This window comes from Rhodococcus sp. BP-349, assembly GCF_019835845.1.
Taxonomy (GTDB): Bacteria; Actinomycetota; Actinomycetes; order Mycobacteriales; family Mycobacteriaceae; genus Rhodococcoides.
Genome location: NZ_JABUDR010000001.1, coordinates 1202613 through 1216889, shown reverse-complemented (window position 1 = coordinate 1216889; position 14277 = coordinate 1202613). Strand labels below are relative to the sequence as shown.

Sequence of the window (14277 nt, the reverse complement as noted above, 5' to 3'; positions counted from 1 at the left end):
GTCTCGTGTGGGGTGGTACGGCATCGCCTGCATCACCCGGTGAATGGTCTTCGGGGGTGATGCAGGCGAGAACCAGTGTGTCAGGAAATGGCGTTGATCGCCGTCACCAGACGCTCCTTGAAGCTGTCCGGGAGCGGCACGTAACCGGCAGCCTCGAGGCCTTCCTGGCCCTCGTTGGCAGCGCTGAGCAGGAACGACTTGACGCCGGCGGCGGTCTCCGCGTCGTAGCCCTTGGAGCAGACGATCTCGTAGGTCGACAGGACCAGCGGGTAGGAATCGGCTTCCTTGCTGGCGAACAATGCGTCGGTGTCGAGCGCGAGGTCGTTTCCGTCACCGGAGAAGGTGACCGTGTCGATCGCCTTGGCGGCGGTCTCGGTGGTGAGCTCGACGGCACCGGCGCCGAAGTCGATCTGCGCCGCGGTCAGGTTCTCCTGATCGGCGAAGCCCTTCTCGACGTAGGTGATGGCACCCGGGGTGGCGGCAGCTGCCTGCGCGACGCCCGACGAACCGTTGGCGCCCTCGCCCACTCCACCGGCCCAGTCGGAGCTGTGGTCCAGCGTCCAGGACTGCGGTGCGGCGTCGGACAGGAAGCGCTGGAAGTTGTCGCTGGTGCCCGAGGAATCGGAGCGGTAGATCGGCGTGATGGCGGTGGTCGGGAGCGAGGCGCCCTCGTTCAGCGCGGCGATCGCCGGATCGTTCCACGTGGTGATCTTGCCGGTGAAGATCTGGGCGATGACGTCGGGCGTCAGGACCAGGTCGTCCACACCGTCGAGCGTGTAGGCCACGGCGACCGGACCGAACACGAGCGGCAGGTTCCACGCCGGGTTGCCGGCGCAGCGGGTGGCGGCCGCGTCGGCCTGCTCTTCCTTGATGGACGAGTCCGAGCCCGCGAAGTCGACGAGACCGGCGACGAACTGGGTCCGGCCGTTGCCGGATCCGCTGACGGTGTACTCCACGGCCTTGCCGGAGCACACACCCGAGTAGACGGACGTGAAGTTGGACATCGCGTTCTGCTGCGCCGACGATCCTTCGCCGGTGATGGGGCTCTTGCCCTCGCACGTCGCGGCGGAGTCACCACTGCCGGTGGCCTCGACGTTCGCGTCGGAACCACATGCAGCCAGCGTCAATCCGCCGACAGCCAGTACACCCATGAGGGCAATGCTGCGCTCGAGCTTCACCTGTCTCCTCCAGAAACTGCCCGTCGGCGACCGATCGGTCGGCGGGCGAGAAAAGATGCGGTGACGTCGTACCGCAACGGGCAGCGTGCGCTACCCGTGGGAGAACGTAAGCGCCGGTGGTGGACGGTTCACCGCGCCTTTGTGAACGGAGGGTGAACAGACAGACCGAAAACCCGGATCGGGACGCGATGCGCGTCTCAGGGACCGCACCGAACCCCTACGACCCGGGGCGTGCGTCAGGCGCGCGCGAACGCCGCGTCGACGTGGAAGGTGGCGAAGCCGAGCCGGTCGTACGTGTGCACGGCGGCCGTGTTGTCCGACTCGACGTACAGCAGCACGCCGGCGAGGCCGCGATCGGCCAGATACCGCAGGCCGGCGAGCGTGAGGGTCCGGCCGAGCCCCCTGCCCTGGGCCGCCGGATCGATGCCGACGACGTAGACCTCACCCAGTTCTGGATCGTCTCCGGTCGGCGGGTGCACCTTGGTCCAGTGGAACCCCAGCACGGTGTCCGGGTCGTCCGTCGACGTGGCCACGAACAGCCCCTCGGGGTCGAACCAGGTTTCCGCGCGGCGCTCGTCGATCTCCGCCTGCGTCCAGCCACCCTGCTCGGGGTGCCACGAGAACGCGGCGTTGTTCACGCGCAGGATCTCGGCGTCGTCCGACTCACGGTAGGTCCGCACGGTGATGCCGTCCGGGACGGACAGTTCGGGCAGGGCGGTGGCGTCGGGGCCACCGAGCGGGCGGCGCATCTGGAGCAGTTCGCGGACCACCTCGAGACCGAGTCTCCCGGCGACGCGATCGGCGGCGGGCAGCCGACCGTGGGCCCACACGCGCGCCCCCGGTGCTGCGAGCGCTCGGTCGATCAGTGCGGTGCCGACACCACGACCCCGATGATCGGGATGCACGACCGCCTCCACCATGACCGGCGCGTCACCGCGCGCGGGCGAGAGCGTCGCGTACCCCACGACATGGTCGCCGTCCAGCGCCAGCACGTGCTCGTCGTCCCGCGGAGCGTCCACGGCGCGCTCGGCCTGCTCCGACAGCGGCGGCGTCCCGTCGGCGGTCGTGGCGGCCGCGATCGCCTCGCGGACGCTGTCGCCCTCGTCGCCGACCGGTCGCCGTGCCTCGAGTCGAATCACGTCGCTCACGTCAGAATGCCGTCCGATCAGCAGGGGCGAACGAGGATGTCGCCGTGTCGTTCTCGATGTCCAGGTCGCCGTCCGCCGGGAGGCCCGGCGTGTCGTCCCCGGCCGCTGCGCCCTTGCCCGCCCGGCTCGGACGCACGGCCTTGTATCCCACGTTGCGCACGGTGCCGATGAGCGACTCGTACTCCGTTCCGAGCTTCGCGCGCAGACGCCGCACGTGGACGTCCACGGTCCGGGTACCGCCGAAGAAGTCGTATCCCCACACCTCCTGCAGCAGCTGGGCTCGGGTGAAGACCCGGCCCGCGTGCTGGGCGAGGTACTTGAGGAGTTCGAACTCCTTGTAGGTCAGGTCGAGCGGACGCCCGCGCAGACGGGCGGTGTAGGTGCCCTCGTCGATGACGAGTTCTCCGAGAGTGATCTTTCCCGACGCCTCGGGGCTGCTGACGCCGCCGTGCCGACCCACGAGGAGCCGAAGCCGGGCGTCGAGCTCGGCGGGGCCGGTGGTGGGAAGCAGGATGTCGTCGAGACCCCACTCCGCGTTGACCGCGACCAGACCGCCCTCGGTGAGCACGGCGACCACGGGTACCGACGAGCCTGCACTGCCGAGCAGTCGGCAGAGTCCACGCGCGGCGGCCAGATCGGTGCGGGCGTCCACCAGAGCGATGTCCGCACTCCCGGCTTCGAGCAGCGACGAGACCTCGGTCGGTGCGGGGCGCACCGTGTGTGCGAGGAGCGCGAGGGAAGGGAGAACCGCCTCCGGATCCGGATCGGAGGTCAGCAGCAGCAACTCCACAAGGCCTCCTCGTCCGCTCTTCTCCGGCCGGCGCACCCTCCAGCGGGTCCGCGACCGGCAGGTCCGGTTGTTCGTCGGTCACAGACTAACCTGTCGGAAGGCAGGACAGTCGGCTGTGAGTCGTCACCGCCCCGCCTGTGGACCGCCCGCAGGACACCGAACCGCCCGAGAGGAACTCCGTGCGAAAACTGATCGTCGGGCTCGTCTTCGTCCTGGCGCTCGCCCTGGCCGCCGATTTCGGCACCGCCGCCTACGCCGAGTACCGCGTGTCACGGTCGCTGCGGGACGGCGGAGATCTGGTGTCCGATCCACAGGTGACCATCCACGGATTCCCGTTCCTGACCCAGGCCGCCGACGGCAGGTACGGGCGCGTGGAGATCCGAGCGCAGGACGTCCCGACCGACTACGTCGAGAAGACGACCATCGAGGCGACACTGCGCGGGGTCCGCATCCCGGCGTCGGACCTGCTGGACGGGTCGGTGCGCACAGTGCCCATGGACGAACTCGACGCGCGAGTCCGCATCGACGCGACCGACCTCGGCCGGTTCCTCGACATCCCCGATCTCCAGGTGTCCGCTCCCCCCGCCGATCGTTCCGACGGCACCGGTGGCTCCGGCGGTTCCGGTGAGACCACCGCCGGCGCGGTGGTTCTGACGGGCACGGTGGCCGTCGGCCCGCTCGACACCGCCGTCAGCGTCACCGCCGAGTTGCAGCTCGACGGCGAAGGCGTGTCCATCGTCGCGTCGGACCTCTACTTCGGGCCGGAGGGGCAGGCCGACTTCACGATCCCCGACTTCCTGAAGCCGGCCGTCCTGGGCCTGTTCACCCGCACGATCGACGCGCAGCAGTTGCCGTTCGGCATTCTCCCCACGTCGGTCTACGCCGAGGGCGGACAAATCGTGATCGAGGGCAGCGCCGAGGACGTCACCATCGACCTCGACGAGATCCGAACGCCGTGAGTGCCGTCGTCGTCCTGGTCCTCGTCCTGGCGCTCGCCGCCGTGGTGGGCCTGTGGGTCCGTCGCCGCGAGGGCGCCGTCCGCACGTCGGGTCGCGGTGCGGCCTCGGATTCTCGTACTCACGCTCTGCGCGCAGCCGGTGTCGCCGACGGGGCGGTGACCGTGCTCCACTTCTCCGCCACCTGGTGCGGCCCGTGTGCGGCGGTGCGACGCGTCGTGTCCGCCGTGGTGACCGACCTCGAGTCGGCGGGGCACCGCGTGTCCGACGTCGAGGTGGACATGGACGAGAACCCGCAGCTCGCCCGCGACTTCGGCGTGATGTCTCTCCCCACCACCTTCGTGCTCGACGGGGCCATGCGGGAGCGGTCACGCGCGTCGGGTGTTCCGTCGCCGAAGGACCTGCGGGCCGCCGTGCTCTCGGCCTCCGGTTCACCCTCGTCGGAGTGACGAGCGACACCCGGAACTTCTGGATCGGGACCGGCGTGGGTACCATGGCCGACGTGACCGCCAGCCACGAGCTCTTGCTCACCCGACGCCGCACAGTGGACCTGTGCCGCCTCGGTGGCTGTTGCTGCCGTTGCCGCTGACGACGGTCCTCCCCTCGTCGACCCGTCCGCTCGGGTACAGCCGTGCTGTACCGACCTCGGACCGCTCGACGATCGCCGGAGACCACGCGCATCCGCTCGGTCCCCCTTCCTCCACTCCAGGAGCATCTCGATGTCATCCATCCCCCCGCAGGTCGACGTTCGTGGTCCCCGCTTCGTCGCCTGGGTGACCACCGGCGTCCTCGTCGTGACGCTGCTCGTGTCGACGGTGTCACTCACCGCTGCAGCGGTGCTCCTGGGCCTGCAGACGCTGGTCTTCGCGTACGGCGCTGCTGCCGGGCCGGCAGCGCATCCCTACGGACGCGTGTTCCGCGCCGTCGTCGCACCGCGCCTGGGCCCGGTATCGGAGACCGAACCGACGACCCCCCTGCGGTTCGCGCAGGGACTGGGATTCGCCTTCTCGATCGTGGGAACCCTCGGGTTCGCGCTGTCCTCGACGGCCGTCGGCACCGTCGCCACGGGTCTGGCCCTGTTCGCCGCCGTGCTGAACGCGGCGTTCGGAATCTGCCTGGGCTGCAAGATCTACCCACTCGCGAGTCGGCTCCTGCCGGCTCGACATGCCACCACCTGAACCACCCACCACCTGTCAGAGAAGAATCGAAAGGAACCACATGGCTCGCTCCGACGTCCTGGTCACTGCCGACTGGGCCGAGCAGAACCTGCATGCTCCCAAGACCGTGTTCGTCGAGGTCGACGAGGACACCAGCGCCTACGACACCGGCCACATCGAGGGTGCCGTCAAGCTCGACTGGAAGTCCGACCTCCAGGATCCGGTCCTTCGTGACTTCCTGAACCAGGAGCAGTTCTCGGACCTGCTGTCGACTCGTGGCATCGCCAACGACGACACCGTGATCCTCTACGGCGGCAACAACAACTGGTTCGCGGCCTACGCCTACTGGTACTTCAAGCTGTACGGCCACAAGGACGTTCGTCTCCTCGACGGTGGTCGCAAGAAGTGGGAGCTCGACGGCCGCCCGCTGAGCACCGAGTCCGTCTCCCGCGAGGGAACGTCCTACAGGGCCGAGGCGCCCGACCTGTCGATCCGCGCGTTCCGCGACGAGGTCATTGCCGCCATCGGCACCAAGAACCTCCTCGACATCCGGTCCCCCGACGAGTACTCGGGCAAGATCCTGGCGCCGGCGCACCTCCCGCAGGAGCAGAGCCAGCGTCCCGGACACATCCCCGGCGCCGTCAACGTGCCGTGGAGCAAGGCAGCGAACGAGGACGGCACCTTCAAGTCCGACGAGGAACTGAAGGAGCTCTACGACGGTGTCGGCATCGATCCCGCCAAGGGCACCATCGCGTACTGCCGCATCGGCGAGCGTTCGTCACACAGCTGGTTCGCACTGACGCAGCTGCTGGGCTACGACAACGTCAAGAACTACGACGGCAGCTGGACCGAGTACGGCTCCCTCGTCGGAGCACCTATCGAGTTGGGAGCGTAATCATGTGTGGAGCACCTGTTCAGGGACAGACCCTTCCCGCCGGCGTCGACGTGGAGAAGGAGACGGTCATCACGGGCCGCGTCCTGGCCGCGTCCGACGGTCAGCCCGTCGGTGGTGCGTACGTGCGCCTGCTCGACAGCACGGGTGAGTTCACCGCCGAGGTCGTCGCGTCCGGAACCGGAGACTTCCGCTTCTTCGCAGCTCCCGGCACCTGGACGCTGCGCGCGCTGTCCGCGTCCGGCAACGGCGACGTGACCATCTCGCCCGAGTCCGCCGGCCTCCACGAGGCCGAGATCTCGATCGGCGCCTGACCGACACCCCGCCTGATCGACGACAACACCCTCCCCAGCGTGCTGGGGAGGGTGTTGTCGTCGTGAAGCGTGTGCGGTCCGACGGTGGGGAACCGCGGTACTACTTGCCCGGCTCCGGCGGAAGGCCGAGTGACTTCAGCACTTCCTCCCACGTCGACGGCACCGTCTCCATGGGTTGCGCCGGAGGCGCGAGGTAGCCGGGGTTCACCGGGGGAATCGCGCGCGGCTCGGCCGGAGCATCACCCGCGGTGGGCTCTGCCGGGGCGGCCGGCGGGGCCTCGCTCTGCTCCCGAGCGAGGTCGGTGATCCACCGGATCAGCTTCTCGCTCTCCCAGTCCCGGCCGTTGTCGGGGAAGTTGTCCCAGTAGTAGAGATGCTGCAGGAAGCCGAGTTCGACGTACGGCCTGTCGAGCAGTTGCGCGATGTCGGCATTGTCCTCGTCGAAGCCCACCGCCTCCGCCTGCAGCTTGGCCTCCACGACGGGCCGACCGGGTCCGAGTGCCCAGTTCACGGCGTCGTACATCTCGCGCGGCGTCGGCGACGGCTGGTCCGGCAGCGGTTGGGTACGGTCCGACACGCGAAGCATGACGTCGAGCAGGGATTCGTCGGACGTCGCGAACTCCGGGTCGCTGAAGACGTACGCGATGGTACGAGCCGCTACGTCGGACGACACCGCGACGAAGTCGGTGACCGTGCGGCCCGGATCGAGCAGCGTGAAGTGCATCCGCCCGAAGACGTTGAGCGCCAACGGCAGTACCCCGAGGTTCTGCGGGGCATCGCATGCGATGTCCATCGGTCGGCACGCCCAGCGAATCTTGTTCGTGAGCGCCCCGTAGTCCTTCGGCTCGGACGACATGAAGCCACCACCGGGCGGACCGGGCTTGTCCACGGACGCGGTACCGGCGGGGCGGTAAGGATCCCCGACCAGTGCGATCCCGGCGATGTCGTCCGACGACACGTGCGCCGTGGACGGTCGCGAGCCGATGTCGACGGCGAGGCGTTCGACCACCTCGGCGCCCACGCTGTAACCGAGCAGCACGTACTTGGTCGACGTCCCGCAGGCGGTCTTGTTGTCGTCGATCATGCGCCTCATGGTCGCGAGGCCCTCACTGACCGATTCCTGGTACGTCGGTACCGCGTCCGTCACGGCGACCCCGTACTGGGACGCGTACGGCACGTACACCCACCCGACTCGTCCGGGCGTCGACGCTGCGGCCTCGCCGGTGGGAACCGTCACGTTGCCGACCCAGTTGGACCAGGGCAGCCGGTCGACCTCGTCGACCGGATTGCGGTCCGACTCCGAGTCCGTCGCGCCCGTGATGGCGACGATGAGCACGTCGGGGCAGTCGTAGGCGTAGTTGTTCGGATCCTGATCGACCTTCGCGCCGAGTCCGAACGTGTCGAGAACCGACTCGACGGGGTCGTCACCGAGACCGAGCGGATCGGAGGGGGTGACCGGTGCCGCCCCGGCGAACCCTCCGGGGATCGCGCACAGCACCAGGGCCGCGAGCGCGGCGGTCGCTGCGCGCGTCACGATCCTCGCCGGCCCGGTCCGCCGACGTCCGGTCGGGTCGACCCCGGTCACACGAAGCATGGATGAATCACCCTCGTCTCTCGATTCCTGAACCTCACGACCCTAAACAATGATTCGCGTCACCGGACCCGGCACAGGTTGTCATCCGTCACACAGTCTGAGCACTTCCTGCGTCGACCGACGGTGAGCGCAGCCCGTGGCGGATCTGCGGGACCGCCGGTCTACAATCGGTGCGTGGTCCTATTCTTCGAAGCACTCCTCATCCTGGCGTCGATTCTCATCGCCTGGTTCTCGCTGTACGTCGTCTATCGCCTGGTCACCGACGAGTCGTGACCGACGAGTTCGACACCCCGGCGCCCCGCCTGAGCGGTGACGCCGCGGTCGCGCGTGCAGAGGAACGGGCCAAGGAGACGGCCGGGCGCAACATACCGCTTCTCCCGGACCTGCCCGGTGACGGTGACACCGCGAACCTGCGGCAGGGTCCCGACATCTCGCACTCCATGCTGGCTCTACTGCCGTTGGTCGGCGTGTGGCGCGGCACCGGTGAGGGACACGACGCCGAGGGCGACTACGCGCTGGGACAGCAGATCGTCGTGAGCCACGACGGCGGTCCCTATCTCTCGTGGGAGTCCCGCACCTGGCGCGTCGACGAGAACGGCGCCTACGCGGGTCGCGACCTGCGCGAGTCCGGCTTCTGGCGAGTGAGCGGAACGGGCGAGCCCGGCGACGACGGCGAGGAGACCCTCGAGCTCCTGCTGACCCACGCGAGCGGGCTCATCGAGCTCTACTACGGCCGTGCACTGACGCAGTCGTCCTGGGAGCTGGCCACCGACGTCGTCATCCGCAGCACGTCGGCGGCTCTGGTGGGAGGCGCCAAGCGCCTGTACGGCATCGTCGAGGGTGGCGACCTCGCGTACGTCGAGGAGCGGGTCGGACCGGACGGCGATCTCGAGCCCCGGCTGTCCGCCCGCCTCGAGCGCTACGTGGGCTGACGCTCGCCCTTCTCGCTCTCGGCGTCATCCCCGGAAGCGGCATCAGACTTCTCGGTGTCGGCATTCTCGGTGTCGGCATTCTGGGAGGCGCCGTCCTCGTCGAAGTCCGCGAACGCGGTGCCGGACACGGTGCCGCCGGTGCCGGGCAGCGTCACGGTCTCCCGAGCACCGGTCTCGTAGCGCGCATTGAGGCCGTCCATCTTCTCGCCGGCGCGATCGAGGTCCTCCTGCGTCAGTTCGGGGCCCACGGTCTCCTCGTTCGCCGAACCGGTGTCGGAGGACGTGTCGTCGGTGTTCGTCGTGTCGGTCTGCTCGTCACTCGTCATGTCCCCCACAGTGACACAGGCGAAGGGGTCTGCTCGGCATAACGGGAAAGACCAGGCGCGCGATCCTGGTCCGGACATGGGACGACCCCCGAGCCCTACCGGTACACCGTTGCAGGAGTACGGGTCTCGGTCTGGACGGACCGAGGGCTCGGGGGTCGGGTAGCTGCCTGGTATTCGCCCGCCGCTCGCGCGGTGAGAGAAGAACCGTCAGCGGTTGCGGCTAGCGGGCAGCCACCTCACGCGTCCAAGAGTCATACAATTCCAGACCACCTCCTCTCTCGTGTACGGACGACGCTACGCGCGGATCGGCCGGGTCGGCAACGTCTTTTTCCGTGAGCGAACACACCTCCAGCTCAGCGCGAACGGTCATCACGCGAAACGCCCGTCGGGACCTGTCAGTGCGCGACCGCGGTGTCCACCAGTTCGCGCACCAGGCGGTCGGACGGCATCTCCTTCAGGTGCGTGGTGTCGAGCGTGTGCACGCGCGCGGCCAGCGTGACGGAAGAGATCAGCCAGACGCTGTCGGCCAGGATCAGATCGGCCACCCGCAACGGCTCGTGCGCACAGTCGAAGCCGGCGTCGCCCGCGACCTCGAAGAGAGCGTCCACCGTGGTGCCGCGCAGCACCCCGTGCTCCACCGGCGGCGTGATCATGCGGCGGTCCACCACTGCCAGCACGCTCGACCGCGGCCCTTCGAGTACCTGTCCCTCGATGCTGCGGAACACGACCTCGTCGAAGCCCTCTCGTGCCGCGTGGCGCAGGGCCGCCATGTTGGAGGCGTAGGACAGAGTCTTCGCACCGAGCAGCGCCCACGGCGACTGCTGTGTCGCGTCGATGGAGAATCCCCGGTTCAGGGTCAGGGCCGACACGCCCTCCGCGCGCGCCTGTGTGACGCGATCGGCGACGGCGGAGACCATGACGAGCGCCGTCTCGGCACCGTCCGCCCCCTCACGCCCCCGGCTCAGCAGCAGCCGCATCGCACCCTCGCCGCCGCCGGTCTTCTCCCACTGCGCGAGTGCCACGTCCACGGCGCGCCGCCATGCGTCGACGTCCGGTTCCGCGAGGTCGAGCATCACCGCTGATCGGGTGAGGCGGGCGAGGTGCGCGTCGAGTCGGCACGCCCGGCCCTCGCGGATCAGCACGGTCTCGAAGATCCCGTCCCCGCGCACCGCCGCCAGGTCGTCGGCATGCAGAACAGGCTCGGTCGGATCGAGTACCGCACCGTCCAGGGTCACCACCACGCGTGAAGTCATGGTCCCGAGGGTAGTGCCGTGGCCGGACCGGGCAGTCCGCTCCTAGAATGGTGGTGTGTCCGAGACCCCTGGCCTGTACTCCTCCCCCGTTCTGGCTCGACCCGGCGCGGTGGCCGCACCGCAGGACGGTCCCGATCACGGAACCGCCTGGCACTACGGGGATCCGTTGGGTGAGCAGCGCGCGGCCGTCACGACCGCCGCGGTCGTCGATCGGTCGAACCGGTTCGTCATCGCCATCACCGGCGAGGAACGACTGACCTGGTTGCACACCATCTCCAGCCAGCACGTCGCGACACTCGCCGACGGAGCCTCCGCGGAGAACCTGAGCCTGGACGTCAACGGACGCGTCGAACACCACATGGTCATGACCGACCTCGACGGCACCACCTGGATCGACACCGAGGCGGACCGCGGACCGGACCTTCTCGCCTTCCTGTCCAAGATGGTGTTCTGGTCGAAGGCCGCGCCGCGCCGCGGCAGCGAACGGGTCGTCGTGTCGTTGCTCGGCCCGAAGGCCGGCTCCATCCTGCGAGCGGTGGGCGCCGAGGTGCCCGCGATGCCGTACGACGCCCTTCCGCTCGACGCCGCGAACCCCGACGCCGGTCTCGTCCGTCGGATGCCGTGGCCGACCCGCACCGATTCCTTCGACGTCCTTGTCCCCGCCGACCGTCTCGACGAGTGGTGGGCGAAGTTCGTCGTGGCGGGTGCGCGTGAGGCGGGCAGCTGGGCGTTCGAGGCGCTGCGCGTCGAGTCCGGTCGACCACGCCTCGGTCTCGACACCGACGACCGCACGATTCCCCACGAGGTCGGCTGGATCGGCGGGGTCACCGAGTTCGGGGCCGTCCACCTCGAGAAGGGGTGCTACCGCGGACAGGAGACGGTGGCGCGCGTCCACAATCTGGGCAAGCCACCGCGCCGACTGGTCCTGCTGCACCTCGACGGCTCCGCGGACGGTCGACCGGAGACGGGCGACGACGTCACCGTCGGCGGCCGGTCCGTGGGCCGCATCGGCACCGTCGTCGATCATTTCGAGCTCGGACCGATCGCGCTCGCTCAGATCAAGCGCGCGGTGCCGGTGGAGACCACGCTCGACGCCGGGCCGTGTGCCGCCTCGATCGATCCCGATTCCTACGTCCTGGACACCGCGGTCCAGGCGGGCCGCGCCGCGGTGGATCGGCTGCGCGGCCGGTGACGCAGCCGGCCCCGGCGGGACGCGTGCTGTCGGTGTGCGTCGTGCACACCATCCACCCCATCTCTCGGCCGACGGTGGTCGACTCTGCCATCGACAAGCGAGCGGTGTCCGGACCGGTCCACGTCACCGAGCTCGGTCTGCACGGTGATCGCTCGTGCGACGTCACCTTCCACGGCGGCGCGGACCAGGCGGTCTACGCGTACGACGAGGCCGAGGCCGACAGGTGGGCCGAAGAACTCGGCCGAGAGGTTCCCGCGGGGTGGTTCGGGGAGAACCTGCGCGTGAGCGGACTGCCCGTCACCGATGCGGTCGTCGGAACGCGCTGGTCGGTGGGCACCGCCGAACTCGAGGTGACCATTCCGCGGCGCCCGTGTGCGGCCTTCGCGCGGTGGACGGGCGAGAAGACCTGGGTCAAGCGTTTCACCGCGCGGGGCGATGTCGGGGCGTACCTGCGCGTCGTGCGAGTCGGCGCGCTCTCGGCGGGCGACGACATCGAGATCGTGTCCGTTCCCGACCACGGAGTCACCGTGCGGGACCTCTTCACAGGGGTGTCGGCGGAGGCGATGCAGATCCTTCTGAACACCCCCGATCTGGCGCCCAAGGTCTACCGCGAAGCCCGCGACATGGCGGCCCGAGCAACACGACGCAGCCCGGCCGTGTGACACCGACTGCGGTGGAAGCGCGGACCCGATTCACACGCTAGAGTGTGGGCAGGAAGAACACACAATCAGACGGGGCCGCCAAAAATTCCCAGGCCGCCCCGCTACTCGCGAGGGGGTTAGCCATGGGCCGCGGCCGGGCTAAGGCAAAGCAGACCAAAGTTGCACGTGAGCTCAAGTACAGCTCACCGTCCACGGACTTCGAGAGTCTCCAACGAGAGCTCACAGGTTCCCCCGACTCGCACCGCAACGGCATCGCCGATCGGGAGCCGTCCCGACACGACGATGAGGACTACGACGACTGGCGGCGTTGACCGCATCCCCTGACAGGGGAAACACACATATCTCGCGCGACCGTGCGGGGCGTTCCGACACCGGGATGCCCCGCACGGTCGTGTGTGCGTGTCACGTCGCCGACGTCAGATCGCATACCGTCGTGGCGTGTGCTGGACACTGATCCAGTGGTCCGTGGTGAACTCGTCGATTGCCCACTCGCCGCCGAATCGTCCGATACCGGAGTTCTTCTCACCGCCGAAGGCCGTGTTCGGCTCGTCGTTGATCGTGGTGTCGTTCACATGTGTCATCCCGGCGTCGAGTCTCGTCGCCACCCGGACCGCACGCTCGACGTCGCGCGAGAACACCGCACTGGAGAGCCCGTACTCGGTGTCGTTCGCGATCCGGACGGCGTCGTCCTCCCCGTCGGCGCGGATCACCGTGGCGACGGGTCCGAACACCTCCTCGGCGGCGGTCGCGACACCGTTCGTTCCCAGCACGAGATGCGGGCCCACCACCCGCCCGGCCGGTCCCGAACGCTCTCCCCGCACGCGGATCTCCGCGCCGTCCGACTCCGCGCGAGAGATCCGGTCGAGAATCGATTCCACCTGCGCGTCGTTGATGATCGGGCCGATCTGTGTGTCGGGATCGGCGGGGTCGCCGGTGCGCAGCGACCGGACCCGCTCGGTGAGCCGGTCCACCACCTCGTCGTGCACTGCATCGACCGCGATCACCCGGTTGGTCGCCATGCACACCTGACCCTGGTGGAAGAACGACCCGAAGACCGCCGCATTCACGGCGGCCTCGACGTCCGCGTCCTCGAGCACGACCAGGGGCCCGTTGCCCCCGAGTTCGAGCGACATCCTGGTGAGCGGCGCCGACGCCGCGATGCCCGAGCCCACAGGCGTCGAGCCGGTGAACGACACGAGCCGTGTGAGGGGATGCGAGGTCACGGCGTCACCGATCTCACTGCTCTTGCCGACGAGGACGGACAACAGGCCGGCGGGCAATCCGGCCTCCTCGAGGATTCTGGCCAGCAGGAGTCCGCCGGTGACGGGGGTGTCGCTCGCGGGCTTCAGCACCACTGCGTTGCCGAGCGCCAGCGCGGGCGCCACCGAGCGGGCGGACAGTTGCATCGGGAAGTTCCACGGACTGATCACCGTGACCACGCCGAGGGGCCGCCGGTACACGCGGTTCTCCTTGCCGTCGATCAGGGCAGCGGGGAGAATCCGCCCGGCCGATCGAGTGGGGTAGCTCGCCGATTCGAGCATCACTGCGCGGACGGCCAGCCATTCCCACTCGGCGCGGGGGCGGATGGCGCCGACCTCCGCGACGAGCCAGTCCACGATCTCGTCCTTGCGGTCCTCCATGATGCGCGCAGCGCGGTGGAACACGTCCGCACGCTCGGTCGGGAGCGTCGCCTCCCAGTCCCGCTGCGCGATGCTCGCCGCGGTGAACGCCGCGTCGACGTCGGCCGCATCGGCCAGCGGGAGGGTGGTCAGGACGTCGCCCGAGTACGGGTTCACGTCGTCGGCGGTGCGGCCGTCTCGGCCCACTCGCCACTGACCGGCGATCGGGAGGGTGTCGAAGCCGTCGTACGTCGTCATGCCGGT

The 14277-nt window shown here is 69.0% G+C and carries 16 protein-coding genes; 9 read left to right on the top strand and 7 right to left on the bottom strand.

Features of this window, described 5'->3' with window-relative positions:
* Nucleotides 1–80: 80 nt before the first annotated feature.
* From pstS to HQ325_RS05705, 3 genes are all read right to left on the bottom strand, one after another.
* Complete coding sequence (pstS, locus tag HQ325_RS05715; protein ID WP_027504269.1) at nt 81–1178, bottom strand: phosphate ABC transporter substrate-binding protein PstS; 1098 nt, start codon at nt 1176–1178, stop codon at nt 81–83.
* Between the two features lie 236 nt (nt 1179–1414).
* A complete protein-coding gene (gene mshD / locus HQ325_RS05710; RefSeq protein WP_308014266.1) occupies nt 1415–2326 on the bottom strand; it encodes a mycothiol synthase in 912 nt (303 codons plus the stop codon).
* A 1-nt stretch (nt 2327) separates the two neighbouring features.
* On the bottom strand, nt 2328–3116 hold the full coding sequence (locus HQ325_RS05705) for a response regulator transcription factor (protein WP_222627191.1): 789 nt from the start codon (nt 3114–3116) through the stop codon (nt 2328–2330).
* Between the two features lie 179 nt (nt 3117–3295).
* Between HQ325_RS05705 and HQ325_RS05700 the strand changes: the two genes are divergently transcribed.
* From HQ325_RS05700 to HQ325_RS05680, 5 genes are all read left to right on the top strand, one after another.
* Entirely contained in the window at nt 3296–4075 is a 780-nt protein-coding gene (locus HQ325_RS05700) for an LmeA family phospholipid-binding protein (protein ID WP_222627189.1), read from the top strand.
* Entirely contained in the window at nt 4072–4521 is a 450-nt protein-coding gene (locus tag HQ325_RS05695; protein ID WP_222627187.1) for a thioredoxin family protein, read from the top strand. The genes HQ325_RS05700 and HQ325_RS05695 overlap by 4 nt, the downstream gene beginning before the upstream one ends.
* A gap of 270 nt (nt 4522–4791) precedes the next feature.
* Nucleotides 4792–5250 carry a DUF4395 domain-containing protein gene (locus HQ325_RS05690; RefSeq protein ID WP_222627185.1) on the top strand — a complete coding sequence of 153 codons (459 nt, stop codon included), beginning with the start codon at nt 4792–4794 and terminating at the stop codon, nt 5248–5250.
* Nucleotides 5251–5290: 40 nt separating this feature from the next.
* Nucleotides 5291–6124, top strand: a complete 834-nt coding sequence (locus HQ325_RS05685; RefSeq protein ID WP_222627183.1) for a sulfurtransferase — start codon at nt 5291–5293, stop codon at nt 6122–6124.
* A 2-nt stretch (nt 6125–6126) separates the two neighbouring features.
* Nucleotides 6127–6435, top strand: coding sequence for a DUF1416 domain-containing protein (locus HQ325_RS05680; RefSeq protein WP_222627180.1), 309 nt, complete (start codon nt 6127–6129; stop codon nt 6433–6435).
* 100 nt (nt 6436–6535) lie between these two features.
* On the opposite strand, the gene HQ325_RS05675 is transcribed toward HQ325_RS05680, so the two are convergent.
* Entirely contained in the window at nt 6536–7969 is a 1434-nt protein-coding gene (locus HQ325_RS05675) for a cutinase family protein (RefSeq protein ID WP_308014265.1), read from the bottom strand.
* A gap of 329 nt (nt 7970–8298) precedes the next feature.
* Between HQ325_RS05675 and HQ325_RS05670 the strand changes: the two genes are divergently transcribed.
* Nucleotides 8299–8961 carry an FABP family protein gene (locus tag HQ325_RS05670; RefSeq protein ID WP_222627175.1) on the top strand — a complete coding sequence of 221 codons (663 nt, stop codon included), beginning with the start codon at nt 8299–8301 and terminating at the stop codon, nt 8959–8961.
* Here the strand turns inward: HQ325_RS05670 and HQ325_RS05665 are convergent.
* Nucleotides 8949–9287: a hypothetical protein gene (locus tag HQ325_RS05665; RefSeq protein ID WP_222629226.1), complete on the bottom strand. Its 339-nt coding sequence runs from the start codon at nt 9285–9287 to the stop codon at nt 8949–8951. The genes HQ325_RS05670 and HQ325_RS05665 overlap by 13 nt on opposite strands.
* A 395-nt stretch (nt 9288–9682) precedes the next feature.
* Nucleotides 9683–10540, bottom strand: a complete 858-nt coding sequence (locus tag HQ325_RS05660) for an aminodeoxychorismate lyase (RefSeq protein WP_222627173.1) — start codon at nt 10538–10540, stop codon at nt 9683–9685.
* A 55-nt stretch (nt 10541–10595) separates the two neighbouring features.
* On the opposite strand from HQ325_RS05660, the gene HQ325_RS05655 reads away from it, so the two are divergent.
* The 3 genes from HQ325_RS05655 (at nt 10596) to HQ325_RS05645 (ending at nt 12705) form a co-directional block, all read left to right on the top strand.
* Entirely contained in the window at nt 10596–11732 is a 1137-nt protein-coding gene (locus HQ325_RS05655) for a folate-binding protein YgfZ (RefSeq protein ID WP_222627171.1), read from the top strand.
* Nucleotides 11729–12394: an MOSC domain-containing protein gene (locus tag HQ325_RS05650; protein ID WP_222627169.1), complete on the top strand. Its 666-nt coding sequence runs from the start codon at nt 11729–11731 to the stop codon at nt 12392–12394. The genes HQ325_RS05655 and HQ325_RS05650 overlap by 4 nt, the downstream gene beginning before the upstream one ends.
* Before the next feature lie 122 nt (nt 12395–12516).
* Complete coding sequence (locus HQ325_RS05645) at nt 12517–12705, top strand: DUF3073 domain-containing protein (RefSeq protein WP_222627167.1); 189 nt, start codon at nt 12517–12519, stop codon at nt 12703–12705.
* Nucleotides 12706–12810: 105 nt separating this feature from the next.
* Here the strand turns inward: HQ325_RS05645 and HQ325_RS05640 are convergent, their stop codons facing one another.
* On the bottom strand, nt 12811–14271 hold the full coding sequence (locus tag HQ325_RS05640) for an aldehyde dehydrogenase family protein (RefSeq protein ID WP_222627165.1): 1461 nt from the start codon (nt 14269–14271) through the stop codon (nt 12811–12813).
* Nucleotides 14272–14277 lie beyond the last annotated feature (6 nt).